Source organism: Streptomyces sp. NPDC018693, from assembly GCF_044391385.1.
In the GTDB taxonomy this organism is placed as follows: domain Bacteria; phylum Actinomycetota; class Actinomycetes; order Streptomycetales; family Streptomycetaceae; genus Streptomyces.
The window spans coordinates 1-25871 of sequence record NZ_JBIRZZ010000016.1 but is presented as its reverse complement, the minus strand read 5'-3'; the positions used below and the strand labels follow the sequence as shown (position 1 = coordinate 25871).

Here is a 25871-nt window from a genome sequence, read left to right as displayed (position 1 = left end):
ACCTTAAAGGGCGCGCTCCCGCGCCCGGCGTGCGGCATCGCGGACCGGGCCCCGGTGGACGGGCCCATGACCGGGCAGCAGCACCTCGCCGTCCAGCCCCTCGAACAGATCCAGGGAGGCCAGGGCGCGCTCCCGCTCATGGTGGAACATGTCGGGCAGCAGCTGCGGCCCCGTCGCCCGGGCCGTGGGATGACCGCTGACCAGGGCGTCCCCGGAGACCACCACACCGGCCTGCGGCAGGTGGTAGGCGCAGTGCCCGAGGGTGTGCCCGGGCGTGTGCACGGGCACCGGCCGGCCGGGCAGGTCGAGCGGGCCGGCGGCCGGGAACGGCGCGGGATCGGTGACCGGGACGTGTGTGGTCCCGCCGGACCGGACCGCGCGCACGGCCCAGGGCAGCACCCCGGGCCGCCACCCGTTCCTCAGCACGGTCCCCACGCTCACCTGGTGCAGGAACTCCCGGCGGGCGTGCGGCACTTCGGCCTCGTGCATCAGCACCGGCGTGCCGTGGGCGCCGCGCAGGTACTGGGCCGAGCCGATGTGATCGGTGTGGGCGTGCGTGACCAGGACGGCCTGGACCGCCTCCGGTGAACTCCCCACCGCCGCCAGGGAGCCCAGCAGCAGCTCACGGTCTCCGGGATACCCGGTGTCGATCAGGGTGACCGTGTCCCCCTCACCGAGGATCACCCAGTTGGTGTGGGAGCCGTGCACGAGGTGGACACCGTCGGCGACTTGCTGCACTTCTGCCCGCATGATCGTCCCGTGGGGGTGAGGTGGGTGCTGGTAGCCAGCAAAGCAGATCGCCCCCGCGGGCGGAGCTGGATGCTGATCCGGGGCTCCGAGGCCCGCGTGGACTTCGGCACGCAGTGCTCCCAGGTCCGCTGGCAGGAGCCGCCCATCATGATTGTCAGAAGGTCGATGTGCTCAAGAACTTGAGGAGCACCGTTCTCTGTACGATCTGGCGGCTGCGGCCCCTCTGGACGACCACACCGCCGATCTCCTCGTCCCCGTACCGGCCGTACGGACCGGCGGCCTCAAGAAGTCCGGCAAGAACGCCGAACGCGAGGAACTGTGCCGCCCGGGGAGTGGGGATTGTGCGCCGCCAGCGCGGTGTCGGCCCGCGCTCAGGCGAGGGCGGCGACCAGCAGGGCGAAGGCGGCGATGATGACAGCGACGCGGACGTAGTGGAAGCGGTCCCAGCGGTTCATCTGCTCCTTCCAGTCCTCGGGCCGGTTCTCGGGGGTCCACGTCCTGCCCCGGTTGTTGATCGGGACGAGCAGCAGGAGCGAGATGACCACGCTGAGAATCAGCAGCGCGCCGGCGGTGACGACGAGGCCGATGCCGTGGTGGTGCCATCCGGCGATGGCCCAGACCGCGACCAGGATGAGGGAGGTGATGTACCAGACCGGCATCACGGCGCCGAGCATCCGGCCCCCGTGGGCGCGGCCGAGTTGGCCACTGTCGCCGGGGAGTGCGTTGAGGATCGGGTTGATGACGAAGGCGACGGAGAACTCCACCCCCACCATCACGCCGACCACCACGGTGGTGAACACCTCGAGTGCGTTGAGCATGATGACCCCTCCATGGATCTAGCGCTGCTAGCCAATGAGGCAACGCTAACTCTGCTGCCGCTCGATTGTCTAGCGCTGCTAGGATCGAGTCATGTCGGTACAGGAACGCAAGCAGCGCGAACGGGCGGAGCGTGAGCGCCTCATCGTGGCGACAGCCCGCGAACTCGCCGAGCAGCAGGGTTGGGACGCGGTCACCACCCGCAGGCTCGCCGAGCGCATCGAATACAGCCAGCCCGTCCTCTACAGCCATTTCCGCGGCAAGCGCGAGATCATCGGCGCCGTCGCCCTCGAGGGTGCCGCCGAGCTGGCCGCAGCGCTGAGGGCCGCGACCTCCGCCGCGGACGGACCTCGCACCCGGGTCACCGCCCTCGCCCGCACCTACCTCGAGTTCGCCGCGCGCAACCCGGCGGTCTACGACGCCATGTTCGAGCTTGACGGCGGCCTGGCGTTCGCACACGAGGACACCCCCGAGCCGTTGAAGGACGCCTTCGCCGCCCTGCTGGAGAGCCTTGGCGAGGTCGCCGGGGACGGCGTCCACCCGGCGCTGTTCACCGAGGTGTTCTGGGCTGCCCTGCACGGGCTGGCCACCCTGACCAGAGCGGGACGGCTGCCGCCGGGGGACACCGAGCCGAGGGTGGAGCTGCTGGTGGACCGGCTCGCCATGCTCTGACATCACGATGAGAAGGGCGCCATCAGCCTGACCTCGAACAAGACCTTCAGCAAAGCGCACATGCTCCGGCGAACCCGTGCGGGGCAGCGCCTCAACGGTCCCGGTGGCTACTTCGGCAAAAAATCTCGACGCCTTCGCCGACTGTCTCAGCGGCTTCAGTGACGATGGACGCCCCGCTCCTTATGGGCAGCCAAGGCCGGGCTTCGCCCGGCCTCGGCGAGCGGACCGCGGTTACATGTTCCGGACAATCTTTCGCAACCTCGGTCGGCCGTCCGTACGTCTCAGCTTCCGCATCCCACCTCGGGATCCGGTGACACAGGGGGGTACGGACATGACGTTCATGGGAACCACGGGAACCAGACAGCTCGCACGCGTGGCACGGCTGGGCACCGGGGGCCTGGCGGCGACGCTGGCCGCGGGGCTGCTGGCCGGCTGCGGCCCGGAGGACGGGGCCGCCGACGCCCCGTCGGGGGCGAAGAGCCCGACGGTGAGCGCGGCCCCGTCGGCCCCCGTATCTGCCACGCCGTCCGCCGCGCCGCCGTCCGCCGCCCCGACATCCGCCGCACCCGCGCCGGGCACTTCGGCGGCTCTGGCGTGCGAGCAGCTCCGGAACGCCCCGCTGCAGACCGCCCTCGTCAAGCTGCCGGACTACCCGCGCGACTCCATGCGGCTGACCGACGGCCACTGGGAGGGCGGGGACGGCGTCCAGGTCGACCTGGTGGAGCCCGAATGCGCGACGGGCCAGCTCGTCGGGGACGACGCGGCCGACGCCGTGGGGGTCGTGAAGGTCACCCCGGAAGGCACGGGCCGGTTCTACACCGTGGTCGTCTGGCGCAACGACCACGGCACCCCGGTCCCCGCCGCCACCAAATCCCTCGGCGACCGCAATCCGGTGGTCTCCGTCACGGTGAGGGGCCCCAACGTGACGGTGGTCTACCACACGCGCCACGACACCGACCCGCCGGTGGCCCACACCCTGACGCGCACCAGCGTCTACCGTGTGGAGGGGACGGGCCTCCGCGAGATCAGCCGCGTCGACGCCCGGTACCTGGGAGGGTGACGGGTGCGGGATGGCAGATGACGGGGGACGGGCCGGATCACTTCCGGCCGACGCCCGCGTACATCGCCACCTGGCCCACCGGGGTCTCCGGGCGCCACTGGTAGCCGAGGGAGCACGTCCTCGGCCGTCGGCGACAGGGCCTGACCAGCGGGAGAGGCGGGAGGGACCCGGTACGCCCGTTCCCAGGGCCCGCGGCGGCGAGTACCCGATGGTGCAGGCCGACAAGGACGACGTCGAGGGCCTCGGCCATGTGCCGGTGCTCAGGGAGGGCCTCGGTCCAGCGGCCGAGCCGGCCCAGGGCGACCGCAATCGCGCGGTGGCTGACGAGGGTGTCCGGGTGGTCGGGACCAAGCAACGTCGCGAACCTCGGTTTGCCGGTCGCGCCGAACGAACGGGGCAGGCGATCTTCGCCCCCACGAACGACGACTTCTACAGCGCTCGCTCGGATCACGCAGCCGAGGCGGACGGTCGCTGGCACCGAACCCGTTGAGGCAAGCTGACATGAGTGCGCCCATCTCGTTCGGACGCTCGGCCAGGAGGTCCGGGCCCTGAACGAAAAGGTCGCCGAGGTCGGCCGGCTCACCGAGCCCCGATTCCGCGTGCATGAGCTGGCCGAGACCGTGGCCGGCATGCCCGGCATCGGACCGCTGCTGGGCGCAACCGCCCCGCGTGTCGCCGTGCGATTACCTCGCGCACCCGGTTGGGGAGAGGGCACGCCTCGCCGGCCCACTCCGGTCCGGGGCCGCCGCCGAATCTCCGCCCGAGGTTCTGTCCCGCCGGCTTGGTTGGCGGCGGTATTCGTACCGGCCTTTCGATTCACTGGTGTATCGGATACATTCCCGTATCGGACGGAGGTGGCCGGTCATGGACGACGAGGGGCCCAGACGCGTCACCCGGCGCCGGATCCGCACCCGCGCCCGGCTGCTCGACGCAGCCTTCACCGTGTTCGCGGCGAAGGGGTTCGGCCGTGTCTCCATCGAGGAGGTCTGCGAGGCCGCCGGCTACAGCCGGGGCGCCTTCTACTCCAACTTCGCCACCCTCGACGAACTCTTCTTCGCCCTCTACCAGGACCGCGCCGACCTGATCGCCGCACAGGTCGCCGACGCGCTCGCCCAGGACGGACCCGACCTCGACGTGCCGACCTCCGTGGACCGGGTCACCGAGGTACTCCTGCTGGACGTGGACTGGCTGCTGGTGAAGACGGACTTCCTGGTGCACGCCGCCCGGGACCCCGCCGTCGCCCGCACGCTCCTCGACCACCGGGCCCGGCTCAGAGGGGCCATCGCCGACCGGCTCGCCCGCGCCCGCGGCCACACCGCGCTGCCCGCCGCGCTCGGCGACACCGACGGCGCCGCCCGCGCGGTGGTCGCCGCCTACGACGGCGTCACCACCCAACTGCTGCTCGACAAGGACGTCGACGCCGCCCGGGCCTGGCTCAAACAGCTGCTCACCGCCCTGCTCACCACAGCGGCGGCACGCCCTGTCGAGGAACTCCCGAAGAACTGAGGAAGGGAACGGACGCATGGACGCGGACGTCATCGTCGTCGGAGCCGGCCTCGCCGGCCTGGTCGCCGCGCACGAACTGACCAGCCGGGGCCGCCGGGTCGCGCTCGTCGACCAGGAGAACGCCGCCAACCTCGGCGGACAGGCGTTCTGGTCCTTCGGCGGGCTCTTCCTCGTCGACTCCCCGGAACAGCGCCGCCTAGGCGTCAAGGACTCCTTCGACCTCGCCTGGAGCGACTGGCGGGGCAGCGCCCGGTTCGACCGCACCGACGACGAGGACTCCTGGGCGGTGCGCTGGGCGCGCGCCTACGTCGAATGGGCGGCGGGGGAGAAGCGCACCTGGCTCGCCGGGCACGGCATCAGCCTGCTGCCCACCGTCGGCTGGGCCGAACGCGGCGATCTGCGCGCCGACGGCCACGGCAACTCCGTACCCCGCTTCCACATCGCCTGGGGCACCGGCACCGGCGTCGTCGAGCCGTTCGCCCGCTACGCCAAGCAGGCGTCCCGCGACGGACTGCTCACCTTCCACCACCGCCACCGGGTCGACGAACTGGTTGTCGAGGGCGGCACGGCCCGCGGTGTGCGCGGCACCGTCCTCGCCCCCGACGACTCTCCGCGCGGCGTCGCCTCCCACCGCGACGCGATCGGCGCGTTCGAACTGACCGCCCAGGCCGTGATCGTCACCAGCGGCGGCATCGGCGCCAACCACGACCTCGTCCGCCGCCACTGGCCCGAACGGCTCGGCACCCCGCCCGCCGAGATGGTCACCGGAGTCCCCGCCTACGTCGACGGCCGCATGCTCGACATCAGTGCCCGGGCCGGGGCCCGCCTGGTCAACCGCGACCGCATGTGGCACTACACCGAGGGAGTCCAGAACTGGGACTCCATCTGGCCCGGCCACGGCATCCGCATCCTGTCCGGGCCGTCCCCGCTGTGGTTCGACGCCCTCGGCCGCCGGCTGCCCGACCCCTGCCTGCCGGGCTACGACACCCTCAGCACCCTCAAGTACCTGCGCACCACCGAGGACATCGCCGGGTACGACCACTCCTGGTTCGTCCTCACCCAGAAGATGATCGAGAAGGAGTTCGCGCTGTCGGGCTCCGAGCAGAACCCGGACATCACCGCCAAGGACAAGCGGGCCGTGCTGCGCGACCGGCTGCTCGGCAAGGGGGCGCCCGCGCCGGTGCGGGCGTTCCTCGACAAGGGAGCGGACTTCGTCACCGCGGACACCCTCGACGAGCTCGTCGACAAGATGAACGGCCTGACCGACAAGCCGCTCCTCGACGCGGACCTGCTCCGCCGCCAGATACAGGCCCGCGACCTGCAAATGGCCAACCCCTACGCCAAGGACGCCCAGCTCCAGGGCATCCGCAATGCCCGCCGCTACATCGGCGACCGCCTCGGCCGGGTCGCCACTCCCCACCGCGTCCTCGACCCGGCGGCCGGGCCGCTGATCGGCGTCAAGCTGCACATCCTCACCCGCAAGACCCTCGGCGGCATCCAGACCGACCTCGACTCCCGCGCCCTCGGCACCGACGGGCAGCCCGTCGAGGGCCTGTACGCGGCGGGCGAGGTCGCCGGCTTCGGCGGCGGCGGGGTCCACGGCTACAACGCCCTGGAGGGCACCTTCCTCGGCGGCTGCCTCTTCTCGGGGCGCGCGGCGGGCCGGGCCGCGGCACGGCAGACCGGCTGAGGTCAGGGCGCCGCCGTCAGCAGGCGGACCAGCACAGCGGCGTGACTCTGCTCCGGAGACTTCGCGGACGTCAGCAGGGTCACCGGCCCCTTGCCGGCCAGCCGCCGGACCTGTTCGAGGAGCTCGGCCGCCTCCGGCGCGGCCAGCTCCGCCTCGTAGCGGCGGGCGAACTCCTCGTAGGAGCCCTCGCCCGCGTGGAACCAGCGGCGCAGCTCCGTCGACGGGGTGAGCGCCTTGGGCCACTCGTCCACCTGTGCCGCGTCCTTGGAGACCCCGCGCGGCCACAGCCGGTCGACCAGCACCCGCGCTCCGTCGTCGGGCTGCGGCGGATCGTAGACGCGGCGCACTCGGACACTCATGAGCTGCCCCTTTCCGGAGACGACAGGGATTTGCGTCGACACCCCACGGGTACCCCGAGGGCCTGGTGGCGAGGAGGGAGGCCGGGATGAGCGCACCGGATCGCCTGCCCGTCGCCCGCAGCCTCGCCGAGCTGACCCGGCTGGTGGGCCGGCGGCAGGGACTGTACGTGCGCTGGTCGCGCGGCCCCGGCGCGGACCTCGGCGAGGTGTCCAGCACCGACGACCTCACCGGCGTGTCCATGCCCGGCCTGTCGGCCAGCCCGCTCGATGTGGAGGAGTGGTGGCAGGACCGGCCCCTCGCCCTGTGGGTGGCACGCCGCCTGTACGACTACGCCCACCTGCCCCACGAGAAGGGACCCGGCGTCCGCCCCTGGGTCCTCGCCGGCCGCGAGACGGGCCGGGGGCCGGACAACGAGCCGCTGGTGGCCGACGTACGGCCGCTGTGCTGGATCGAGCGGGACGTGATCGAGGAGGCACGCGCCGAGGTGACCCGCCAGGAGCGCGAGTGGGGGCCGCTGCGGCGCAGGAATGGCTGAGCGCGCCGGGTACCCGTGAGGTACCGCCACCTCGTGGTCCGCCGCTTCTAGTCGAGCGCCTCGGCCGCCGCTGCCGCCACCGCCTCGGCGAACGCGGCCAGCGCCGGGGAGTCCAGCTTCCACTGCTGCCAGTACAGCGGTACGTCCAGCGGCCGGTCCGGGGCGAGGGACACCACATGGCCGGTGCGCAGCAGGCCCGCGCCCTGAACCTGCGGCACCATGCCCCAGCCGAGCCCGGCGGCCACCGCGGCCACGAACCCCTCCGAGGTCGGCACGGCGTGCCGGACGGCGCTCGTGTGAGCCGGGCCGCGCCGCAGCCGTCGTAGGAACGCGTCCTGGAGGTCGTCGCTCCGGTCGAAGGTGACCACCGGCGCCTCGGCCAGCGTCTCACGCAGCGGTCCGCCGAGGTGGCGGGCGACGAAGTCGGGAGTCGCTGCGGCCAGGTAGCGCATGGTGCCCAGGCGCCGCACCGAGCAGCCCGCCACCGCCTCCGGGGAGGAGGTCACCGCCGCCATCACCCGCCCCTCACGCAGGAGCTGCGCGGTGCGGGTCTCGTCCTCTCGGTGCAGTTCGAAGCAGAGCCGTGGCTCCTGCGGGACCCGGGTGAGCGCCGGTAGGAACCAGGTGGCCAGCGAGTCCGCGTTCACCGCGACCGTCACCCGCGTCGGCTCCCCGGCGCCGCCGCTCATGCCCAGCTCGGCCCGCGTGTCGCGCTCCAGTCGGGCCAGCTGGCGGGCGAACCGCACGACGATCTCGCCGGACTCGGTCGGCCGGACCGGCTTGGTGCGCAGCAGCAGCACCCGGCCCGTGCGCTGCTCCAGTGCCTTGACGCGCTGGCTGACCGCCGAGGGCGTCACGTGCAGGGCGGCGGCCGCCGCGTCGAAGGTGCCCTCGTCGACCACCGCGAGCAGGGTCCGTACCTGGTCCAGGGGGAGATCCGGCATCCCCGCGTCCGCGTTCGTCTTCATGCTGGCTAATGTTACGTAAGAATCTTTAGCTGTACGCGCGGTCAGCGGCTCCCTAGCGTGGAGCCATGTCCAACGCTCTTGCCGCCGCGGCGGCCGGTTTCGGTACCGGCATGTCGCTCATCGTCGCCATCGGTGCCCAGAACGCCTTCGTCCTGCGTCAGGGGATCCGCCGCGACGCCGTCCTCGCCGTCGTCGCGATCTGCGCCCTGTCCGACGCCCTGCTGATCACCCTCGGCGTGGGCGGGGTGGGCGCCGTCGTGGTGGCCTGGCCCGAGGTACTGACCGCGGTCGCCTGGATCGGCGGCCTGTTCCTGCTCGGCTACGGCGCCCTCGCCGCCCGCCGGGTGCTGCGGCCTGGCGGGGCGCTGGTGGCGGAGGGCGAGGCGGCCGGCTCACGCCGCCGGGCCGTGCTCACCTGCCTGGCACTGACCTGGCTGAACCCGCACGTCTACCTCGACACCGTCTTCCTGCTCGGCTCCATCGCCGCCGACCGCGGCGAACTGCGCTGGACCTTCGGCCTCGGCGCCGCCCTCGCCAGCCTCAGCTGGTTCGCCGCCCTCGGCTTCGGCGCCCGGCTGCTCAGCCGCTTCCTGGCCCGCCCCGCCGCCTGGCGTGTCCTGGACGGACTGGTCGCGGCGACGATGATCACCCTCGGGGTCATGCTTATGGTCGGCAGCGGAGGCGCCTGACGGACCCCTCCCCGAGCATGGGCCTGGAGGGGTGGTCCGGCTGGGCTGCTCGGCATCTGTCCGGTGCCGAAGCGGCCGCCTACCTGGTCGACCGGTCGCACATCGTCACAGGCGACTCACAGCGAGGTGGTCCATGAGCTTCACGAACCGCGAAGTGTGGGGGCTGATCCACGGCATGGTCCTGGGCGCGGTCTTCCTGCTCGCCTTCGCGGGCGGGCTCGCCGATCTCTACGGCCTCAAGTCCGCGCTCGTCACCGGCACCGGGGTCGTCGAGCGGATGCGGCGGTTGAGGATCGGCGTCACGGCGATGGCGCTGGCCGCCTGGGCGACGGTGATCACCGGCACCTGGGTGGTCTACCCGTGGTACCGGGAGAAGATCCCGGACAGCGCCAGGTCGCAGCTGCTGGCCGATCCGGACACCGCCGACTGGCACGAGTTCGGCATGGAGTGGAAGGAGCACATCGCCTGGCTCAGTCCGATCCTGGCCACCGTGGTCGCCTTCATCGTCCTCTACTACGGCAACCACCTCATCCGTCACGAGCGGGTACGGCGCACGACCATGCTGCTGTTCGTCCTCGCGTTCGCCTTCGCCGCGGTCGCCGGGGCGTTCGGCGCTCTCATCACCAAGGTCGCACCGGTCACGTAGACCGGGGAGGAGTGAGTGCGATGAGCGAACACGACGAGCGCGTACCGGGTGCACAGCGCGCCGACGAGCGTCCGGAAGGGCCGATCTCGGCGGCCGTCATCGCCGCCGGTATCGGGGCTGCCGCCCTGGGCTTGCTCACGACGCTGGCCGAGGCCAGCAAGGGTGTGGCGGACTGGCTGCAGTGGAACGACCGGGTGGGCCCGCTGTCCGGCAAGACCCTGATGGCGGTGGCCGTCTGGCTGGTGGCCTGGGTCGTCCTCCACCTGGCCCTGCGGAACAAGGAGCACGAGACCGGCCGCGCCCTCACCGTGGCGCTGTTCCTGATCGGCCTCGGGGTCCTCGGCACCTTCCCGACGTTCTTCCAGCTCTTCAAGCCCGAGTAGCGATTCGCTACAGCACGCCCCGTCGATACGTCCCGTACTGTTCCATCAGCTTGCCGCGGGTCATCTCCAGGCGGTGGGCGAGGATCTCGGCCACGATCCGCACCAGGGACATGCCGAGCGCGGGGTCCTCCTCACACAGCTTCAGCACCGGTTGCGCCTCGAACTCGTAGGCGCGGACAGGGCTGAACGCCTCCGCGCCGAAGTCCCACTCGTACGGCGGGAACAGCCACGACCAGCCGAGCAGATCACCGGCGGACAGACTGGCGACCGTGACCCGCTGCAGCGAGGTGACCCGCTGGTCGAGGGAGACCGAGCCGGAGCGGATGACCCAGAAGCGGTCGGCCCGGCCCCCGGCCTCGAAGATGCGGGCGTCCTCGGGGAAGGACACCTCCCGGGCGAGGGCCATCAGCCGTTGCCGCTGGGGCGAGGGGAGGGCCGTCAGGAGTTTGATCGCTTTGGTCATGGCGCGGTGCTCCTCGCCGGGCGATGGGTGGGGGACCCGGAAGGGGAATTTCCGGGTGCGTGGTTTCCCTATGCCCATTTCAGCCGCTGCGGCAGCCTCGGGCACCTCGGAGACGGGCAGAAAAATGCCCTGGCTGGACGGGGGAAGCCAGCCAGGGCCGTATGGGGAGTGGTGCACGGAGGAGGAGTACCGTCGACCCCGCGCGCCGCTTATGGATGAACAGTAAACGATCCATGGAGCACATGCGAACCGGGAAGCCGGTCACGTGACCTGTTTCACTCGTTCCGTGGGTGACGCGATCACGTGCCGTCGGGGTTCGGCTCCGGTCCTTGGCGGCCAGGGGTGAGGATCTCGTCCAGAACGCGCACCACCGCCTCGTAGGCCAGCTGCCGCATCCGCGCCTCCCCCGCGTCCGACGCGGGACGCGACCCGTCGGCGCGGCCGCGCCAGGACCGCAGCTCCTGACGCGCACAGGCGCGGGCCCGCTGGATACGACGCAGCAGCTCGTCCGAGTCGACGACATCAGCCATGGCCACCGCGTACCCGCTGTGGCCGCTACTTCACCCGTTTCCGGGGCCGAAGGCAGGTTTGGGTCGCGCGAAGAAGGCCAGCCGAAGGGAGAGGCCACTCGCGTCGGCCCGGACCCTGACGGTCGGCAACGGTCAAGGAGCGAAGGGATGTCCACCGACCACACGCCCCGCCCTGTGCACCCACCCCACAGCCGTACCCTCCGGCAGCGCGCCCGGGGCCCCTGCCGGCCGGCCGACGTCCGCCGCGCCGTCCAGCACGTGGTGGCCGGGCGGTGCGGGGTGACGGGGGCGCCCTGCGACGAGGCCGCCCTCTCCGACGCCCTGCTCGTCGCCTCGGAGCTCACCACCAACGCCATCCTGCACGGCGGCGGGGTCACCGAGTTCGACGTCGACCTCGACGGGCGCGCGGTACGGGTCTCGGTGAGCGACCACAGCGACCGCCTGCCCGTGGTCGTCGACAGCCACGACGACCGGGCCGGACGCCGCACCGGCGGCAGGGGCTGGCCGATCGTGTGCCGGCTGTCCCGGGAGGTCCGCGTCGCCGACCTGCCGTCCGGCGGGAAACGCATCACCGCCGTCGTACCGCTCTTCTGAGCGCCCGCCTCCTCAGCCCCCGCTCAGCTGTCCTACCAGCACCGTCCTTCCCGCACGGTCTTTCCCGCACCGTCTTTCCCGCCCCACGGGGGTTTGGGCCCCCGCAGAAGGGGCAGTCGCACACTCGTGCTTCGGACCGGAGGCGCGCCAGCGGGAGTCCTACGGCTGCCCGGGGCCGCAGCTGTCCCCACGTGCCGTTTTCCTCCCGCGGTCAGTCCCTGACACCACCGTTCAGGAGCGAAACCGCAATGGCTACCGACCTGTCGACAAGCCCGACCGGAAACCCCGCCCACGCCACCACGTCGCCGCGGCGGCCGCACGACGACGCCCCCGACACGACCACCCAGTTCATCCGGCTGAACAGTCTGGAGGACGGCCCCGAGCGGGACGCCGTCCGCGACGAGATCGTCACCGCGTGGCTGCCCATGGCCCACCGCATCGCCGGCCGCTTTCGCGACCGCGGCGAGGCCATCGAGGACCTGCGCCAGGTGGCCGCCCTGGGGCTCGTCAAGGCCGTCGACCGCTTCGACCCCGCCCGCGGGGCCTTCGAGAGCTACGCCGTCCCCACCATCACCGGCGAGATCAAGCGGCACTTCCGCGACCGCATGTGGGCGCTGCGCGTGCCGCGCCGCGTGCAGGAGCTGCGCAACAAGGTGCGGCTCGCCCGCCGCGACCTCAGCCAGCACCCCGGCGCCCCCGAACCCACGGTCGCCGACATCGCCGCCCACACCGGCCTCACCGAGGACGAGGTCAGCGCCGGACTGGAGGCCCTGGAGAGCTTCAGCACGCTGTCACTGGACGCGGAACTCCCCTCCGGCGACGATGGTTACAGCCTCGCCGACACCCTCGGCGCCACCGACGCCTCCTACGACGTCGTCGTCGACCGAGAGTCCGCCAAGGAGGGACTGCGCCACCTGCCCGAGCGCGAGCGGGCCATTCTCTACATGCGCTTCTTCGAGGACATGACCCAGAGCCGTATCGCCGACCGGCTGGGAATCTCGCAGATGCACGTCTCCCGGCTGATCAGCCGCAGCTGCGCCCGGGTGCGCGACGAGGCACTGGGACACACCGGCCGCCCGGGCACACCGCCCGACGGCACGACCGACTGAACCGACGCACCACCGACACCGGCACCACCACCGACCCCCACCATCGACCCCGGCCCGAGGAGCGAACCCATGCTGATGCCCCACCCCGCGGCGCTGCGCAGACTCGTCGACGAGTACGAGGCACTGATGGCGTCGGACGACACCGCCGACGGACGCACCGAGGCAGGGATCCGGGCCCAGGACCTCGCCTACACGCTGTGCGTGTCCACCGGCACACGCGATGTGCGACACGCCCTGGAGACCGCCCACCGCTGGCTGTCGCACACCGGTGCCGCATCCACCGGACGGCCCGGCACGGGCTCGCGCGCGTACGTGTGAGCGGGTGCACACCCGTGGGTGTACACCCGAGTGCGGGAGGAACCCGTAGCGAATGAAGGAACCCGAGCATCCGCCGGACGGGCGGGCCGTGGACCTCTATCTCGACCGTCTGCGCGGCCGCATGGACAGCGACGACTACCGGCTCCTGCTGAGGGTCGTCGCCCCAGCGCTGCGCGCCCTGGACGAGGAGCCCTCGGCCGCCCTGGACTTCTCACTCGACCCCGACGACACACTGAGCCTGCCGCAGAGCGTCCGCGACGAGGCCGCCCTGGTCATCGCCACCGCCGTCACCGGACGCCTAGACAACCAGCTCGTCGAGCTGCACATCGACGAGACCGGCCCGGTGCGCGTGGTGACCGACGCGGCCACCGCGGCCGACCCGGTGCGGCTCGCCGAGATCGCCGACTACATCAGGCAACGGCACCACGACACCGAGGAACTGCGCGGCATCGCCGAGGCGAGCGGCCTGCCCACGGACTTCTGACCGCGGGCGGCCGCCCCACGCCGGCCGCCGTCCCCCGTGCCTCACCCCGCGGGACGGCGGCCTCAGCCGGCTTCCGGCTCCGTCCCCGCGACATGCGCCCGCACCTGCTCGGGCGTCATGTACGTGCCGGTGTACTCGAAGTCCTTCAGCTTGGCGGGCCGCCGGGCCTGGAAACCGGTACGGACGAAATCGTCGCCCGCGACCGCGTTGAGCGTCCAGTTGGTCGCCACCCGCACCTTGGCCACATTGGTGCGCAGCGCCCACCAGTGGTAGCCGCGGGCCGCGAACTGGGCGGGCAGGCCGTGCAGTTCCAGGCCGAGCGGCTTGGAGACGGCGTCCCGGCCGCCGAGGTCGACGACCAGGCCCAGGTCCCCGTGCTCGTAGCGCCGCAGCGGCCGGCCGCGCAGGGTCGCGATGACGTTCTCGGCGACCGCCTTGCCCTGCCGCATGGCGTGCTGCGCGGTGGGCGGGCAGATCACGCCGTCCTCCTTGGTCACATCCGGCACGGCGGCGGCGTCACCGAGCGCGAACACCCCGTCGTGGCCGGGCAGCACCATCTCGGGCGTCACCGCGAGCCGCCCACGGACCGTCTCGGCGCCCAGGGTGCCGATCAGCGGGCTCGCCACCACCCCGGCGGTCCAGATCAGCGTGCGGGTCGGGATCACCCGGCCGTCGGTGAACGTGACCTCCTCCGGGCCCGCCTTGGCGATCGACACCCCCAGCGAGATGTCGATGCCCCGTCGGCGCAGGATCTCCTGCGCGCTGCGGCCGAGCTTCTCGCCCAGCTCCGGCATCAGCTTCGGGGCGATGTCGATCAGATGCCACTTGATCAGATGCGGATCCAGCCGCGGGTAGCGCCGGACCGCGGCGTGCGTCAGCTTCTGCAGACAGGCCGCCGTCTCGGTGCCCGCGTAGCCGGCGCCGACCACCACGAACTGCAGCCGGCCGGCCCGCTCGGCCGGGTCCACACTGGCGTCCGCCAGATCCAGCTGGGAGATCACATGGTCGCGGATGTAGGCGGCCTCGGCGAGCGTCTTCATGCCGAAGGCGTGGTCGCTCAGCCCCGGGATGTCGAACGTACGGGTCACGCTGCCGGGGGCCAGCACGATGTAGTCGTAGCGCTCGTTGACGATCCGGTCGGTGATGGTGCGGATGACGCAGACCTTCGCCTTCAGGTCCACCCCGATCGCGCCGCCGGGGATGATCCGGGTCCGGTACTTGCGGCTGCGGCGCAGCGACAGGGCGATCGACTGGGGGGTGAGCACCCCCGAGGCGACCTGCGGCAGCAGCGGAAGATACAGCTGGTATGCCTGCGGCGTCACCAGGGTGACGTCGGCCTCGTCCGGGGACAGCCTGCGTTCCAGGCGCCGGACGCACTCCACTCCGGCGAAACCCGCGCCCACCACCAGGATCCTGGGTCGTATCACGTCGATCTCCCTCTCTGCGGCGCCGGCGGTCCTCATTCGACAGCCGGCGCACACCGGCCGCACTGTGTCGCACCTCACACGATCCCACCGCGCCCGGCCCGTGCGCGCCAGCCGGGTGAGGCATGCAGAGGAACCGGGGCGCTAGGAGGTGCCCCCGTCGATCAGGGTGAGAGCCTCCTCGACGGTGTCCGAGACCGGGACCGTGAGGCTCACCCCCGTCAGGTCAAGGATGCGGCGCACGGCGTCCGTAGGCCGGACGACGTGCACGCTGCCGGGCCGTTCACGGGCCTTCTGGTGCGTCCGCAGGATGATGTTCATCCCCGACGAGTCCATGAACGGCACCGCGGACAGGTCGAGCAGGAAGTGCCGGCGTCCCTGCCGCAACTGGTGCGCCAGCCGGGCCTCGAACTCCGCGGCGGTGTCGAGGTCCAGATGGCCCGCGACCGTGACCAGGACGACGTCCTCCCGGGGCAGCTCGACCTTGATGGACAGGGGGCTGTGGGCGGTGGACACGGGCACCTCCGAACTCTGGCGTGTCAGGCGGCTACCCCGGTGAGCCGCTTCGATGCGACGCGGGGCACACTCCCCCCTCCGCATCGCGGCGGCGCCGGACGGGTAAAGGGTGCTGTGGAGCGAGCGCGGCGGCACCCCGGGCACCGCGCGCGAGCAGAGGGGGTGGGGCAGTGGGCACCGGCGACGGCATATGGTCCTACGCGGCGGACAGCGGGCACCTCGACGGGCAGGACCTCACGGGCTGGAGCGTGGCCGCCGCCGACGGCGGCACGATGGGCCACGTCGAGCGCGCCGCCGCCCCGCACGGCATGGCGCATCTCGTCGTCGACACCGGACGCTGGATATTCGGCCACAGCGCGGTCGTCCCCGCGGGCGTGGTCGCGGCCGTCGACAGAGCGGCCCGCCGGATCACGCTGAACTGCACCCGGGACCAGGTGAAGTCGGCGCCCGGCTTCCGCACCGACAGCGAGACCTTCGACCCCGCCTACCTGGCGACCGTCGGCGACCACTACCTCCGGACCGCTCCGCGCGGCACCACCGCCGGCTGACCCGGGCGGCCGCTCACCAGGGCAGGAACACATGGACGTCCTTGCCCCGCTCGGTCGTCACCACGCTGACCTGACGGCACAGCGTGTGCACCAGGTGCCAGCCGATGCCCCCGCCGCCGCTGTCCGGCCGGAAGGGGCGCGGCTCCGGACGCGTGGTGCTGGTGTCGTGCACGGTGACGTGCACCCCGTCGAACGTCCGGCGCATCCGCAGCTCGAAAGGGCCCGGCGCGTACTGGACCGCGTTGGACGTCAACTCGCCGACGATCAACAGGATGTCGTGCCAGCACTCCTCGCTCGTCGGCGGCACCACCCGCGCGAGAGCGCGCAGATACTCCTCCGCGGCCAGCCGCGCCCCCGTCACGTCGCGCGGCTCGCCCGCGAAACGGACGCTACGGGTCGGTGGTCCCCAGGAGGCCAGTGAATCTCTCCCGCTCGGCTCGGTTGCCATCACATCGTGTGCCCCGCCGGAAGGCCGGGGCCGTCGTCCTTCCTCGTACGGCACTGTCCCCACGCACCTTGAGAGTTCCCGGACCGGTCCGACCTACGCTCCCCTCCGGGTCAGCGGAACACGTCGTCCGGCTCGTCCCAGCCCAGCGCCTCCTCCGGCGTGCTCTGCCGGGGCATCGGCCGACGCGTCGCGTACATCGCGTCGATCTCCGCCGCGTAGTGCTCCACGACCGAGTCGCGGCGCAGCTTCATCGACGGCGTCAGCAGACCACTGACCTGGTCGAACGGCCGGGGCAGGATACGGAACACCCGGATGGACTCCGACCGGGACACGGCGCTGTTGGCCGCTGCCACCGCCCGGCCGACCTCCTCACGCAGCGCGTTCTCCTCCCGGGCCTCCCGGCTCGTGGTGTCGCCGTGCAGGCTGAGACGGCCCCGCCAGTGCACCAGGAACTCCGGGTCCAGGGTGATCAGCGCACCGACGCAGGGCCGGTTGTCGCCCACCACCACCGCCTGGTGGACCAGCGGATGCATCCGCAGCCGCTGCTCCAGCAGAGCCGGGGAGACGCTCTTGCCGCTACTCGTGATGATCACGTCCTTCTTGCGGCCCGTGATGGTCAGGTACCCGTCCGAGTCCAGATGCCCGAGGTCACCGGTGGCCAGCCAACCGCCGCGCAGCGCGGCCCGGGTGGCGGCCTCGTCGTGGACATAGCCCTGGAACACCGACGGGCCGCGCACCAGGATCTCCCCGTCGTCGGCCACCTGGATCTCCGTACCCGGCAGGGCCTGCCCCACGGTCCCCGACCGCTCGCGGCCCAGCGGCTGCATGGTGACCCCGCCGCTGGTCTCCGTCAGGCCGTAGCCGTCGTGGACGTAGATGCCGATGCCCTCGTAGAACAGGGACAGGTCACGGCCCAGCGGTGAGCCGCCCGACGTGGCGCGGTGCACCCGGCCGCCCAGCGACGCCCGCAGCCTGCGGTACACCGTCCGCTCGAACAGGGCGTGCTGCATGCGCAGTTCGAGCCCCGGGCCGGAGCCGCGCCCGAGCCGCCGGCGCTCCACGGCCGCCGCGAAGTCCCGCGCGGTCGAGGCGGCCCGCTCGAACAGGGCGCCGCGCCCCGCCTGCTCGGCCGCGCGCAGGAAGTTCTTGTAGATCTTCTCGAACACCGACGGCACCGCGTACAGATACGTCGGGCGGAACGTCAGCAGCGCCGAGGACAGCGCCTCCTGGCCAAGATCGGGCTGGTGGCCCATGAGGATGCCGCCGCGGACGCACAGCCCCTGGATCATCAGCCCGTACACATGGGAGAAGGGCAGGAAGGCCAGGACCGACGGCTGCTCGCCCGGCGCCGCCGCGGTGTGGCCCCAGCCGGCCAGCAGGGTGTCGCAGGGGCTCGCCAGGCCCCGGTGGCTCAGCGCGCAGCCCAGGGGACGGCCCGAGGTGCCGGAGGTGTAGGCGATCACCGCGGTGGCGTCCGGCAGCACGATCCGGCGCAGCGAGTCCACCGTGGTGGCGGGGACCTCCTCGCCGTGCCGGGCCAGTTCCTCCAGGGCCCCCGCGTCCAGCTGCCACACATGGCGCAGCCCGGGCAGCGTCGCGCACACCGAGCCCACCGTCATCACGCTCTGCTCGTCCTCGACGACCACCCCGACACACCCCGAGTCCCGCAGGATCCACGCCACCTGGTCGCGCGACGACGTCGGGTACACGGGGACGACCTCTGCGCCCACCGCCCACAGCGCGTAGCACAGCACCGTCCACTCGTAGCGGGTGCGCGCCATGATCGCCACGCGGTGGCCCGGCGAGATCCCGAAGGCCACGAAGCCCTTGGCCAGCTCCACGACCTGGTCGCGCAGCTCCACGGCGGTCACCTCGTCCCACCCGTCCCCGTCGGCCCGGCGGCGGGCGAGGACGGGCCGGGTGGGCGTGCGGTCGGCGGTGTCGAAGACGCTGTCGGCGAGCCCCGTGGTCAGGGGCGGGACGGCTGGGGGAGCGATCGCGGACTCGCGCATGCGCTGCTCCTGAGGTGTACGGGGGGTGACTCCGCCGACCTGGACCGTCATCGGCGGTGGTCGAATCTAGCCGAGGTCGGATCGCTTGTGGCCGGGAACCGGCAAGTTGATGATCCGGGCGCGTTCGGGGGACTCGGACGGCATGACGCACATCAATCCCGATCCCGAACCCGAGCGCTCCACCGGACTGGAACCGGGCGGCGGCGTCCCCCCGGGCGAGACCCCGCCCGCGGAGAGCAGCATGCCCGAGGCCGGCCCCCAGGAGACGCACAACCCGCCCAAAGGCTGGGCCAAGGCCCCGCTGACGCTGATCCTCGTCCTGGTCGTCCTGGTCGCCGCGTTCTTCCTGGCGTACGCCATCGTGCTGATGCTGTGAGCGCGCCTCACCGCCGGGTGCGCCCGGCACACTCCGCCTCACCGCTGGGTGTGCCCCACGCACTCGGTGACCACGTCCCGCAGGCTGCCCGTGCGCTCCCACACCGCGCGCTGCACCTGCGCGCCGCTGCCCCGGGCGAGCAGCCCCGCGCAGGACGCGCGGGCCCGGTCCAGGTCCCCGCTGTCCGCGAGGGCCTCCCCGACATGGTCCAGCAGGGCCCGTACGACCGTCTCGGCCGGCGCCCGGCGCATCGTCACGGGGTGCAGCAGCTCGCCGGTCAGCCCCGTGCGGGCGGCCCGCCAGTCGGCCAGCCGCAGCAGGCTCACACTGTGGTCCACCGGCTCCCGGCCCGCCTCCCAGTCCCGCGCGGCCCGCTCCACCAGCCCCCGGGCCAGCGTGGCGATCAGCACCGCGCTGTCGGCGTGCAGACAGACGTCCGCCACCCGGATCTCCACCGTGGGATAGCGCCGGGCGAGCCGCGCGTCGAAGTAGACCATCGCCTCGTCGAGGATCGTCCCCGTGCTCACCATGTCCGCCACCCGACGGTGGTACGACTCGGCCGACCCGAACAGCTCCGTCGGCCCGGCCGACGGCCACCGCTGCCACACCCGGCTGCGGTAGCTGCTGTACCCGGTGTCCCGGCCCTGCCAGAACGGCGAGTTGGCGCTCAGCGCGGTCAGCACCGACAGCCAGGGGCGGATCCGGTCGACGACCGCCACGCCCTCCTCGTCGGAGTGGACGTGTACATGGACATGGCAGCCGCACACCAGCTGTTCCTCGCCGGGCCGGATGCCGTACTGGTCCGCGAGCCACCGGTAGCGCCGGTTCATCCCGACGGCCGGGCGTACCGGCAGCGGCGACGTCGCCAGCGCGGCCACCGCGCACCCGGTGTCCCGGGCGTGCCGGGCCGCCTTGGCGCGGCAGCGGACGATCTCCGCCGCCAGCGCGTCCATCCCGGACTGCGGATGGGTGGCGAACTCCAGCATCTGGTTGTGGAGTTCCTTCTCGAAGACGGCGTCCCGGCCGTCGTCGTCCAGCGCGGCACGCGCCAGCACCGCGGCGGACAGTGCCTGGGGCTCACCCGTCGTCGGGTCCACCAGGAGGAGCTCCTCCTCCACTCCGACAGTGCGCACGGCATGCGGCCTTTCTGACACGGCTCGTACGCACCCGACTGCCCCCGCGGGTCGGGTTCACACGGACGGCACCAGCCACACCGTGGCCAGCGGCGGCAGGGTGATCCGGACGGTCCCCTCCTCCGGTTTCACCGGATCCGGATTGATGACGTCGCCGCCGCCGTAGCGGGCCGCGTCGGTGTTGAGGACCTCCTCCCAGGCCCCGATGTCGTCGCCGACCCCGAGGGCGTAGCCGTGGCGGACGACGGGGGAGAGGTTGCTGACCGAGAGGAGCGGTGTGCCGTCGGCGGCGTGGCGGACATAGGCGTACACGTTGTCGTCGGCGGCGTCGCACATCACCCACCGGAAGCCGGACGGGTCGCTGTCGCGCTGCCACAGCGCCGGGGTGTCGCGGTAGAGCCGGTTGAGATCACGGACCAGGTCGCGTACGCCCCGGTGGTCGCCGGCCGCCACGTAGGCGGGGTCGAGGAGCCACCATTCGGGGCCGTGCGCCTCGGACCACTCCGCGCCCTGCGCGAACTCCTGGCCCATGAAGAGCAGCTGCTTGCCCGGGTGGGACCACATGAAGCCCAGGTACGCCCGGTGGTTGGCGCGCCGCTGCCACCAGTCGCCGGGCATCTTCGACACCAGCGCCTGCTTGCCGTGCACGACCTCGTCATGGCTGATCGGCAGGACGTAGTTCTCGCTGTACGCGTACACCATCGAGAAGGTCATCTCGTGGTGGTGGTACTTGCGGTGGACCGGCTCATGGGACATGTACTGCAGCGAGTCGTGCATCCAGCCCATGTTCCACTTCAGCCCGAAGCCGAGCCCGCCGCTGTCGGTGGGCCGGGTCACCCCGTCCCAGGCGGTGGACTCCTCCGCGATGGTCACCACACCGGGACAGCGGCGGTACACCGTCGCGTTCATCTCCTGCAGGAAGGCCACCGCGTCGAGGTCCTCCCGGCCGCCGAAGACGTTCGGCGCCCACTGCCCGGAGTCCCGCGAGTAGTCCAGGTAGAGCATCGAGGCGACCGCGTCGACCCGCAGCCCGTCGATATGGAACTCCTCGCACCAGTACACGGCGTTGGCGACCAGGAAGTTGCGCACCTCGACACGCCCGTAGTCGAACTCGTACGTCCCCCAGTCCGGGTGCTCGGCGCGGCGCGCGTCCCCGGGCTCGTACAGCGGATCCCCGTCGAACCGGGCCAGCGCCCAGTCGTCCTTGGGGAAGTGCGCCGGCACCCAGTCCATGATCACGCCGATACCGGCCCGGTGGAGGGCGTCGATCAGGTACTTGAAGTCGTCGGGGCCGCCGAGCCGGGCCGTCGGCGCGTAGAACCCGGTGACCTGGTAGCCCCAGGACCCGCTGAACGGGTGATGGGCGACCGGCATGAACTCCACATGCGTGAAACCGAGGTCCTTCACATACGCCGGCAGCTCCTCGGCCAGCCGGCGGTACGTCAGCCCGGGTCGCCAGGACGGCAGATGCACCTCGTACACCGAGAACGGGGCCTGGTGCACCGGGACGTCGCCCCGGTGGGCCAGCCACTCCTCGTCGCCCCACGTGTAGTGCGAGGCGTGCACGATCGACGCCGTGTCCGGCGGCACCTCCGCACGGCGCGCCATCGGATCCGCCTTGAGGAAGCGGTCGCCGTACTGCGAGGTGATCTCGAACTTGTACCGCGTGCCCTCGCCGATCCCGGGCAGGAACAGCTCCCACACCCCGGCCGCGCCCAGCGACCGCATCGGGAAAGCGGTGCCGTCCCAGCAACAGAAGTCACCCGTGACCCGTACACCCCGCGCGTTCGGCGCCCATACGGTGAACCGGGTGCCGGACACCCCCTGGTGGGTCATCGGCTCGGCGCCGAGCGCAGTCCACAGCCGCTCGTGCCGCCCCTCCCGGATCAGATGCAGATCCAGCTCACCCAGCGCGGGCAGGAAACGGTACGGGTCGTGCGTCTCGGTCTCGTCGCCGTCGTACGCCACCAGCAGTGTGTACGCGGGGATCGCCGCCAGCGGCAGTACGACGGAGAAGAGACCGTCACCGTCGGACGCGAGCGGGACCCGCTCGCCGTCGACCAGCACGCTCACCGAGCGTGCGAAGGGCCGCAGCGCCCGGATCACGATGCCGTCCGGCACCGGATGAGCGCCCAGCAGGGCATGCGGATCGTGGTGGGCGCCCGCCAGCAGCCGGGCACGGTCGGTGGGATCCAGGGGGACGGTCCGGGACGGGTCCGGCCCGGCCCCCTCGGGCAGTGACGTGTCACGCAGGGCCATGGGTCAGCCTCCTCCTCGGACGGCGAGTCGTTCGATCGCGGCCATCGGCACCGCCAGCCAGTCGGGCCGGTGCCGGGCCTCGTACAGCACTTCGTACACCGCACGGTCGGTCTCGTGCGCGCGCAACAGGGCGTGTTTCTTGCGGGGGTCCCAGCCCGCCCGGGCCGCGTACCCCGCGCAGTACGCCTCCCGGCAGCGGCGCGCCCACTCCGGGCGCCAGGGGCGGCGCTGCCGGGCCGCGTAGTCGAAGGAGCGCAGCATGCCCGCGATGTCCCGCACCGGGGAGTGGGCACTGCACCGTTCGGCCAGCGGACGGGACGGCTCGCCCTCGAAGTCGATGACGAACCACTCACGCCCGGCCCGCAGCACCTGCCCGAGATGCAGATCGCCGTGGATGCGCTGGGCGGGCGGCCCCGGGTCGCAGGCGCACAGCGCGCCGAAGGCACCGCGCAGCCCCGGCACGAAGGGGCGCAGCGCCGGCACGTGGTGCGCGGCCGCCTCCAGACGCTCCGCCATCGCGATCGCCAGGACCCCGTTGCCGTTGTGCTCACCGAGCGGGAAGGCCGCCGCCAGCGCGACATGCACATCGGCCGTCGCCCGGCCCAGCGCAAGGGCCTCGGCGGTGAAGTCCTCACCGCGCGCCAACGCGTCCAGCGCCAGTGTCCAGCCGTCCGAGGCGTTCGGCAGGAACGGCTGCAGCACGCCCAGCGTCGCCTCCTGCGGCTGTGTGGTGCGGATCCACGCCACCGGCGCGGGCACCCGCTCGCACCCCTGTCCGGCGAGCGCCACCGGCACCTCCAGATCGGGGTTGACGCCCGGCTGGATGCGCCGGAACACCTTCAGGATGAAGGCGTCCCCGTACACCAGCGAGGTGTTGGACTGCTCGGCCTCCAGCAGCCGCGGCGCCAGCCCGGCGGGCACCGGCGGCGCGTCCGGATCGGACTCGAAGACCAGCGGGCCGAGCGTCCCCGGATGCCGCATGCGCTCCAGCAGCAGCTGAGCCGAACGGGGGTCCTGCAGGGCGTCGTACACCATCCGCCCGGCCAGCGGACCCTCCGCCACCCTGCCGATCAGCGCCCGGCCCAGCCGCGGCGACACATGCTCCTGCACGCCCAGCAGCAGCTGGTAGCAGTCGCCCGTCGGAGCCGCGCCGACCGGCGCCGGCACACCCGCGTGGCCCGCGTGGAGCAGGACGTGCAGACAGCCCGGATACAGCTCCGTCATGGACAGCAGACGCAGATCCTCGACGGGCCGGTCCTTCCCGGCGAACCAGCGCTGCCGGGGCAGCCACTCGCTCAGCAGGGCGCCGAGTGCCCCGGTGGCACGGGTGTCGGCGGACCCTCGGGTGATCACTGCGGTCTTCGGCATGGTGACGCGTCCTTTCCCCGGCGCACGCTCATACGCGCCGGCCGGTGCGGGATGCGACTCGGGCGAGCCGGAACCAGTAGAAGCCGTGGCCCGCGAGGGTGAGCAGGTAGGGCAGTTCACCGATGGCGGGGAAGCGCACGCCGCCGAACAGCTCGACGGGATGGCGGCCGTCGAAGCGGCGCAGGTCGAGTTCGGTGGGCTGGGCGAAGCGCGAGAAGTTGTGCACGCACAGCACCAGGTCGTCCTCGTACTCCCGCAGGAAGGCGAGGACGGCCGGGTTCGACGCCGGCAGTTCGGTGAAACTGCCCAGGCCGAAGGCCGGGTTCTGCTTGCGGATCTCGATCATGCGGCGGGTCCAGTGCAGCAGCGACGACGGGGAGGCCATCGACGCCTCCACGTTGGTCACCTGGTAGCCGTAGACCGGGTCCATGATGGCCGACAGAAACAGCCGCCCCGGGTCGCATGTGGAGAAGCCGGCGTTGCGGTCCGGCGTCCACTGCATCGGGGTGCGTACGGCGTCCCGGTCGCCGAGCCAGATGTTGTCGCCCATGCCGATCTCGTCGCCGTAGTACAGGATCGGGGAGCCGGGCAGCGACAGCAGCAGAGCGGTGAAGAGCTCGATCTGGTTGGTGTCGTTGTCGAGGAGGGGGGCGAGGCGGCGGCGGATGCCGATGTTGGCGCGCATACGCGGGTCCTTCGCGTATTCCGCGTACATGTAGTCGCGCTCTTCGTCGGTGACCATTTCGAGGGTCAGCTCGTCGTGGTTGCGCAGGAAGATGCCCCACTGGCAGCTCGCCGGGATCGCCGGGGTCTTCGCCAGAATTTCGGAGACCGGGTAGCGCGATTCGCGGCGTACGGCCATGAAGATGCGCGGCATGACGGGGAAATGGAACGCCATGTGGCATTCGTCGCCGCCGGAGGCGTAGTCGCCGAAATAGTCGACGACGTCCTCGGGCCACTGGTTGGCCTCCGCCAGCAGCACCGTGTCCGGATACATCGCGTCGATCTCGCGGCGGACCCGTTTCAGGAATTCATGCGTGGCCGGGAGGTTCTCGCAGTTGGTGTCCTCCTGCGCGTACAGGTAGGGCACCGCGTCCAGGCGGAAACCGTCGATTCCCAGGTCCAGCCAGAAGCGGAGGGCGGCCAGGATCTCCTCCTGGACGGCCGGGTTCTCGTAGTTGAGGTCCGGCTGGTGGGAGAAGAAGCGGTGGAAGTAGTACTGCCCCCGCACCGGGTCGTACGTCCAGTTGGACACTTCGGTGTCGACGAAGATGATCCGCGCGTCCGCGTACTGTTTGTCGTCCTCGGCCCACATGTAGTAGTCGCCGTAGGGCCCGTCCGGGTTCTTGCGGGATTCCTGGAACCACGGGTGCTGGTCGCTGGTGTGGTTCATGACGAAGTCGATGATGACGCGCATGCCGCGCTGGTGGGCGGCGTCGACGAATTCGACGAAGTCGGCGAGGTCACCGAATTCCGGCAGGACCGAGGTGTAGTCGGAGACGTCGTAGCCGCCGTCCCGCAGCGGTGACTTGAAGAACGGCGGGAGCCACAGGCAGTCGACGCCCAGCCACTGCAGGTAGTCGAGTTTGCTGGTGAGGCCCTTGAGGTCGCCGACGCCGTCGCCGTTGCTGTCCTGGAAGGAGCGGACCAGCACCTCGTAGAAGACGGCGCGTTTGAACCAGTCGGGGTCGCGGTCCTTGGCGGGCGTGTCCTCGAAGGTGTCCGGAACGGGTGAGTTGACGGTCATGACGCTCTGGACCCTCCGATCAGCGCTCTCTGCGGCCGGACGTGGAACACGTGGGCCGGGGCCCGACCGGGCTCCAGACGCACGTAGTTGGTCCTGCCCCAGGTGTAGGTGTCACCCGTCAGTTCGTCGTGCACGGACAGGGAGGCGCCGTGATCCAGGCCGAGTCGCGGCATGTCCAACGAGACCGTGGCCTCCTGGGTGTGGTGGGGATCGAGATTGACGACGACGATCACCGTGTCGGAGCCCTCCCGCTTGCTGTAGGCGATCAGCGCGTCGTTGTCGGTGTGGTGGAAGCGCAGGTTCCTGAGCCTTTGCAGCGCGGGATGGCGGCGGCGGGCGTCGTTGAGTCGTGTGATGAGCGGGGCGATGGTCTCGGCGGTGTCCCAGTCGCGTGGGCGGAGCTGGTACTTCTCGGAGTCGAGGTACTCCTCGCTGCCCTCCCGCAGGGGGGTGTTCTCGCACAGCTC

The 25871-nt window shown here is 71.7% G+C and carries 30 protein-coding genes and 1 pseudogene; 15 read left to right on the top strand and 16 right to left on the bottom strand.

The genetic code is table 11. The features are described from left to right. Positions 1 to 3 precede the first annotated feature (3 nt). The 3 genes and pseudogenes from ACH5AC_RS31220 to ACH5AC_RS31210 all read right to left on the bottom strand — a co-directional run bounded on the left by ACH5AC_RS31220 (position 4) and on the right by ACH5AC_RS31210 (position 1568). Positions 4 to 750 (bottom strand): MBL fold metallo-hydrolase, encoded by a 747-nt coding sequence (locus ACH5AC_RS31220; protein WP_398865602.1) that lies wholly within the window; start codon positions 748 to 750, stop codon positions 4 to 6. Between the two features lie 50 nt (positions 751 to 800). Continuing rightward, a pseudogene (locus ACH5AC_RS31215) lies at positions 801 to 926 on the bottom strand (alpha-ketoglutarate-dependent dioxygenase AlkB); the annotation flags it as partial. Between the two features lie 195 nt (positions 927 to 1121). Next, positions 1122 to 1568 (bottom strand): anthrone oxygenase family protein, encoded by a 447-nt coding sequence (locus ACH5AC_RS31210; protein WP_398865601.1) that lies wholly within the window; start codon positions 1566 to 1568, stop codon positions 1122 to 1124. Positions 1569 to 1659: 91 nt separating this feature from the next. Here ACH5AC_RS31210 and ACH5AC_RS31205 point away from each other — a divergent pair, with 91 nt between their 5' ends. From ACH5AC_RS31205 to ACH5AC_RS31185, 5 genes are all read left to right on the top strand, one after another. Then, positions 1660 to 2238, top strand: coding sequence for a TetR/AcrR family transcriptional regulator (locus tag ACH5AC_RS31205; protein WP_398865600.1), 579 nt, complete (start codon positions 1660 to 1662; stop codon positions 2236 to 2238). A gap of 331 nt (positions 2239 to 2569) precedes the next feature. Further along, positions 2570 to 3298 (top strand): hypothetical protein, encoded by a 729-nt coding sequence (locus tag ACH5AC_RS31200; protein WP_398865599.1) that lies wholly within the window; start codon positions 2570 to 2572, stop codon positions 3296 to 3298. A 208-nt stretch (positions 3299 to 3506) separates the two neighbouring features. Then, on the top strand, positions 3507 to 3788 hold the full coding sequence (locus ACH5AC_RS31195; RefSeq protein ID WP_398865598.1) for a hypothetical protein: 282 nt from the start codon (positions 3507 to 3509) through the stop codon (positions 3786 to 3788). Between the two features lie 374 nt (positions 3789 to 4162). Next, entirely contained in the window at positions 4163 to 4804 is a 642-nt protein-coding gene (locus ACH5AC_RS31190) for a TetR/AcrR family transcriptional regulator (RefSeq protein ID WP_398865597.1), read from the top strand. 16 nt (positions 4805 to 4820) lie between these two features. After that, a complete protein-coding gene (locus tag ACH5AC_RS31185) occupies positions 4821 to 6494 on the top strand; it encodes an FAD-binding dehydrogenase (RefSeq protein ID WP_398865596.1) in 1674 nt (557 codons plus the stop codon). A 2-nt stretch (positions 6495 to 6496) separates the two neighbouring features. On the opposite strand, the gene ACH5AC_RS31180 is transcribed toward ACH5AC_RS31185, so the two are convergent. Further along, positions 6497 to 6853 carry a DUF488 domain-containing protein gene (locus ACH5AC_RS31180; RefSeq protein WP_398865595.1) on the bottom strand — a complete coding sequence of 119 codons (357 nt, stop codon included), beginning with the start codon at positions 6851 to 6853 and terminating at the stop codon, positions 6497 to 6499. 86 nt (positions 6854 to 6939) lie between these two features. Between ACH5AC_RS31180 and ACH5AC_RS31175 the strand changes: the two genes are divergently transcribed. Next, on the top strand, positions 6940 to 7389 hold the full coding sequence (locus ACH5AC_RS31175; RefSeq protein ID WP_398865594.1) for a DUF6098 family protein: 450 nt from the start codon (positions 6940 to 6942) through the stop codon (positions 7387 to 7389). Positions 7390 to 7436: 47 nt separating this feature from the next. Here the strand turns inward: ACH5AC_RS31175 and ACH5AC_RS31170 are convergent, their stop codons facing one another. Next, positions 7437 to 8357, bottom strand: coding sequence for a LysR family transcriptional regulator ArgP (locus ACH5AC_RS31170; RefSeq protein ID WP_398865593.1), 921 nt, complete (start codon positions 8355 to 8357; stop codon positions 7437 to 7439). A gap of 65 nt (positions 8358 to 8422) precedes the next feature. On the opposite strand from ACH5AC_RS31170, the gene ACH5AC_RS31165 reads away from it, so the two are divergent. From ACH5AC_RS31165 to ACH5AC_RS31155, 3 genes are all read left to right on the top strand, one after another. Beyond that, positions 8423 to 9046 carry a LysE/ArgO family amino acid transporter gene (locus ACH5AC_RS31165; RefSeq protein WP_398865592.1) on the top strand — a complete coding sequence of 208 codons (624 nt, stop codon included), beginning with the start codon at positions 8423 to 8425 and terminating at the stop codon, positions 9044 to 9046. A 133-nt stretch (positions 9047 to 9179) separates the two neighbouring features. Then, entirely contained in the window at positions 9180 to 9692 is a 513-nt protein-coding gene (locus ACH5AC_RS31160; protein ID WP_398865591.1) for a hypothetical protein, read from the top strand. A gap of 20 nt (positions 9693 to 9712) precedes the next feature. Further along, positions 9713 to 10075 carry a hypothetical protein gene (locus ACH5AC_RS31155; RefSeq protein ID WP_398865590.1) on the top strand — a complete coding sequence of 121 codons (363 nt, stop codon included), beginning with the start codon at positions 9713 to 9715 and terminating at the stop codon, positions 10073 to 10075. 7 nt (positions 10076 to 10082) lie between these two features. Here ACH5AC_RS31155 and ACH5AC_RS31150 read toward each other — a convergent pair whose 3' ends face one another. Both ACH5AC_RS31150 and ACH5AC_RS31145 read right to left on the bottom strand, forming a co-directional pair. After that, positions 10083 to 10538: a cyclic nucleotide-binding domain-containing protein gene (locus tag ACH5AC_RS31150; protein ID WP_398865589.1), complete on the bottom strand. Its 456-nt coding sequence runs from the start codon at positions 10536 to 10538 to the stop codon at positions 10083 to 10085. A 299-nt stretch (positions 10539 to 10837) separates the two neighbouring features. After that, positions 10838 to 11068 carry a hypothetical protein gene (locus ACH5AC_RS31145; RefSeq protein ID WP_398865588.1) on the bottom strand — a complete coding sequence of 77 codons (231 nt, stop codon included), beginning with the start codon at positions 11066 to 11068 and terminating at the stop codon, positions 10838 to 10840. 147 nt (positions 11069 to 11215) lie between these two features. Between ACH5AC_RS31145 and ACH5AC_RS31140 the strand changes: the two genes are divergently transcribed. The 4 genes from ACH5AC_RS31140 (at position 11216) to ACH5AC_RS31125 (ending at position 13573) form a co-directional block, all read left to right on the top strand. Then, a complete protein-coding gene (locus tag ACH5AC_RS31140; RefSeq protein ID WP_398865587.1) occupies positions 11216 to 11662 on the top strand; it encodes an ATP-binding protein in 447 nt (148 codons plus the stop codon). A 248-nt stretch (positions 11663 to 11910) separates the two neighbouring features. Beyond that, positions 11911 to 12771, top strand: coding sequence for an RNA polymerase sigma factor SigF (locus ACH5AC_RS31135; protein WP_398865586.1), 861 nt, complete (start codon positions 11911 to 11913; stop codon positions 12769 to 12771). Between the two features lie 69 nt (positions 12772 to 12840). After that, a complete protein-coding gene (locus ACH5AC_RS31130; protein ID WP_398865585.1) occupies positions 12841 to 13089 on the top strand; it encodes a DUF5133 domain-containing protein in 249 nt (82 codons plus the stop codon). A gap of 52 nt (positions 13090 to 13141) precedes the next feature. Next, positions 13142 to 13573: a hypothetical protein gene (locus ACH5AC_RS31125; RefSeq protein ID WP_398865583.1), complete on the top strand. Its 432-nt coding sequence runs from the start codon at positions 13142 to 13144 to the stop codon at positions 13571 to 13573. 62 nt (positions 13574 to 13635) lie between these two features. Here ACH5AC_RS31125 and ACH5AC_RS31120 read toward each other — a convergent pair whose 3' ends face one another. Continuing rightward, a complete protein-coding gene (locus ACH5AC_RS31120; RefSeq protein WP_398865582.1) occupies positions 13636 to 15036 on the bottom strand; it encodes an NAD(P)/FAD-dependent oxidoreductase in 1401 nt (466 codons plus the stop codon). A 105-nt stretch (positions 15037 to 15141) separates the two neighbouring features. Then, the gene (locus ACH5AC_RS31115) at positions 15142 to 15513 is read right to left on the bottom strand and encodes an STAS domain-containing protein (protein ID WP_398865702.1); all 372 of its coding nucleotides are present in this window, start codon (positions 15511 to 15513) and stop codon (positions 15142 to 15144) included. Positions 15514 to 15683: 170 nt separating this feature from the next. Between ACH5AC_RS31115 and ACH5AC_RS31110 the strand changes: the two genes are divergently transcribed. Then, positions 15684 to 16061, top strand: coding sequence for a PRC-barrel domain containing protein (locus tag ACH5AC_RS31110; protein WP_398865581.1), 378 nt, complete (start codon positions 15684 to 15686; stop codon positions 16059 to 16061). Positions 16062 to 16074: 13 nt separating this feature from the next. Here ACH5AC_RS31110 and ACH5AC_RS31105 read toward each other — a convergent pair whose 3' ends face one another. Both ACH5AC_RS31105 and ACH5AC_RS31100 read right to left on the bottom strand, forming a co-directional pair. Further along, positions 16075 to 16509 carry an ATP-binding protein gene (locus tag ACH5AC_RS31105; RefSeq protein ID WP_398865580.1) on the bottom strand — a complete coding sequence of 145 codons (435 nt, stop codon included), beginning with the start codon at positions 16507 to 16509 and terminating at the stop codon, positions 16075 to 16077. 110 nt (positions 16510 to 16619) lie between these two features. Next, positions 16620 to 18521, bottom strand: a complete 1902-nt coding sequence (locus ACH5AC_RS31100; protein WP_398865579.1) for an AMP-dependent synthetase/ligase — start codon at positions 18519 to 18521, stop codon at positions 16620 to 16622. A 142-nt stretch (positions 18522 to 18663) separates the two neighbouring features. On the opposite strand from ACH5AC_RS31100, the gene ACH5AC_RS31095 reads away from it, so the two are divergent. Further along, a complete protein-coding gene (locus ACH5AC_RS31095; protein WP_398865577.1) occupies positions 18664 to 18897 on the top strand; it encodes a DUF6480 family protein in 234 nt (77 codons plus the stop codon). Positions 18898 to 18935: 38 nt separating this feature from the next. Here ACH5AC_RS31095 and ACH5AC_RS31090 read toward each other — a convergent pair whose 3' ends face one another. The 5 genes from ACH5AC_RS31090 to ACH5AC_RS31070 form a co-directional block, all read right to left on the bottom strand. Further along, positions 18936 to 20030, bottom strand: a complete 1095-nt coding sequence (locus tag ACH5AC_RS31090) for a glutamate--cysteine ligase (RefSeq protein ID WP_398865576.1) — start codon at positions 20028 to 20030, stop codon at positions 18936 to 18938. Positions 20031 to 20087: 57 nt separating this feature from the next. Beyond that, a complete protein-coding gene (glgB, locus tag ACH5AC_RS31085) occupies positions 20088 to 22289 on the bottom strand; it encodes a 1,4-alpha-glucan branching enzyme (protein ID WP_398865575.1) in 2202 nt (733 codons plus the stop codon). Positions 22290 to 22292: 3 nt separating this feature from the next. After that, positions 22293 to 23657, bottom strand: a complete 1365-nt coding sequence (locus ACH5AC_RS31080) for a maltokinase (RefSeq protein ID WP_398865574.1) — start codon at positions 23655 to 23657, stop codon at positions 22293 to 22295. Between the two features lie 28 nt (positions 23658 to 23685). Next, positions 23686 to 25404: a maltose alpha-D-glucosyltransferase gene (treS, locus tag ACH5AC_RS31075; protein WP_398865573.1), complete on the bottom strand. Its 1719-nt coding sequence runs from the start codon at positions 25402 to 25404 to the stop codon at positions 23686 to 23688. Then, a partial coding sequence (locus ACH5AC_RS31070) for a DUF3459 domain-containing protein (RefSeq protein ID WP_398865572.1) occupies positions 25401 to 25871 on the bottom strand: 471 nt, incomplete at its 5' end. The genes treS and ACH5AC_RS31070, both read right to left, overlap by 4 nt.

Coding starts and splice junctions, on each gene's coding strand:
- ACH5AC_RS31140 (WP_398865587.1), top strand. CDS start 11,216: ATGTCCACCGACCACACGCCCCGCCCTGTGCACCCACCCCACAGCCGT.
- ACH5AC_RS31080 (WP_398865574.1), bottom strand. CDS start 23,657: ATGCCGAAGACCGCAGTGATCACCCGAGGGTCCGCCGACACCCGTGCC.
- ACH5AC_RS31105 (WP_398865580.1), bottom strand. CDS start 16,509: ATGGCAACCGAGCCGAGCGGGAGAGATTCACTGGCCTCCTGGGGACCA.
- ACH5AC_RS31165 (WP_398865592.1), top strand. CDS start 8,423: ATGTCCAACGCTCTTGCCGCCGCGGCGGCCGGTTTCGGTACCGGCATG.
- treS (WP_398865573.1), bottom strand. CDS start 25,404: ATGACCGTCAACTCACCCGTTCCGGACACCTTCGAGGACACGCCCGCC.
- ACH5AC_RS31160 (WP_398865591.1), top strand. CDS start 9,180: ATGAGCTTCACGAACCGCGAAGTGTGGGGGCTGATCCACGGCATGGTC.
- ACH5AC_RS31190 (WP_398865597.1), top strand. CDS start 4,163: ATGGACGACGAGGGGCCCAGACGCGTCACCCGGCGCCGGATCCGCACC.
- ACH5AC_RS31135 (WP_398865586.1), top strand. CDS start 11,911: ATGGCTACCGACCTGTCGACAAGCCCGACCGGAAACCCCGCCCACGCC.
- ACH5AC_RS31205 (WP_398865600.1), top strand. CDS start 1,660: ATGTCGGTACAGGAACGCAAGCAGCGCGAACGGGCGGAGCGTGAGCGC.
- ACH5AC_RS31170 (WP_398865593.1), bottom strand. CDS start 8,357: ATGAAGACGAACGCGGACGCGGGGATGCCGGATCTCCCCCTGGACCAG.
- ACH5AC_RS31200 (WP_398865599.1), top strand. CDS start 2,570: ATGACGTTCATGGGAACCACGGGAACCAGACAGCTCGCACGCGTGGCA.
- ACH5AC_RS31095 (WP_398865577.1), top strand. CDS start 18,664: ATGACGCACATCAATCCCGATCCCGAACCCGAGCGCTCCACCGGACTG.
- ACH5AC_RS31130 (WP_398865585.1), top strand. CDS start 12,841: ATGCTGATGCCCCACCCCGCGGCGCTGCGCAGACTCGTCGACGAGTAC.
- ACH5AC_RS31120 (WP_398865582.1), bottom strand. CDS start 15,036: ATGAGGACCGCCGGCGCCGCAGAGAGGGAGATCGACGTGATACGACCC.
- ACH5AC_RS31210 (WP_398865601.1), bottom strand. CDS start 1,568: ATGCTCAACGCACTCGAGGTGTTCACCACCGTGGTGGTCGGCGTGATG.
- ACH5AC_RS31145 (WP_398865588.1), bottom strand. CDS start 11,068: ATGGCTGATGTCGTCGACTCGGACGAGCTGCTGCGTCGTATCCAGCGG.
- ACH5AC_RS31100 (WP_398865579.1), bottom strand. CDS start 18,521: ATGCGCGAGTCCGCGATCGCTCCCCCAGCCGTCCCGCCCCTGACCACG.
- ACH5AC_RS31175 (WP_398865594.1), top strand. CDS start 6,940: ATGAGCGCACCGGATCGCCTGCCCGTCGCCCGCAGCCTCGCCGAGCTG.
- ACH5AC_RS31220 (WP_398865602.1), bottom strand. CDS start 750: ATGCGGGCAGAAGTGCAGCAAGTCGCCGACGGTGTCCACCTCGTGCAC.
- ACH5AC_RS31155 (WP_398865590.1), top strand. CDS start 9,713: ATGAGCGAACACGACGAGCGCGTACCGGGTGCACAGCGCGCCGACGAG.
- ACH5AC_RS31125 (WP_398865583.1), top strand. CDS start 13,142: ATGAAGGAACCCGAGCATCCGCCGGACGGGCGGGCCGTGGACCTCTAT.
- ACH5AC_RS31185 (WP_398865596.1), top strand. CDS start 4,821: ATGGACGCGGACGTCATCGTCGTCGGAGCCGGCCTCGCCGGCCTGGTC.
- ACH5AC_RS31180 (WP_398865595.1), bottom strand. CDS start 6,853: ATGAGTGTCCGAGTGCGCCGCGTCTACGATCCGCCGCAGCCCGACGAC.
- glgB (WP_398865575.1), bottom strand. CDS start 22,289: ATGGCCCTGCGTGACACGTCACTGCCCGAGGGGGCCGGGCCGGACCCG.
- ACH5AC_RS31195 (WP_398865598.1), top strand. CDS start 3,507: ATGGTGCAGGCCGACAAGGACGACGTCGAGGGCCTCGGCCATGTGCCG.
- ACH5AC_RS31150 (WP_398865589.1), bottom strand. CDS start 10,538: ATGACCAAAGCGATCAAACTCCTGACGGCCCTCCCCTCGCCCCAGCGG.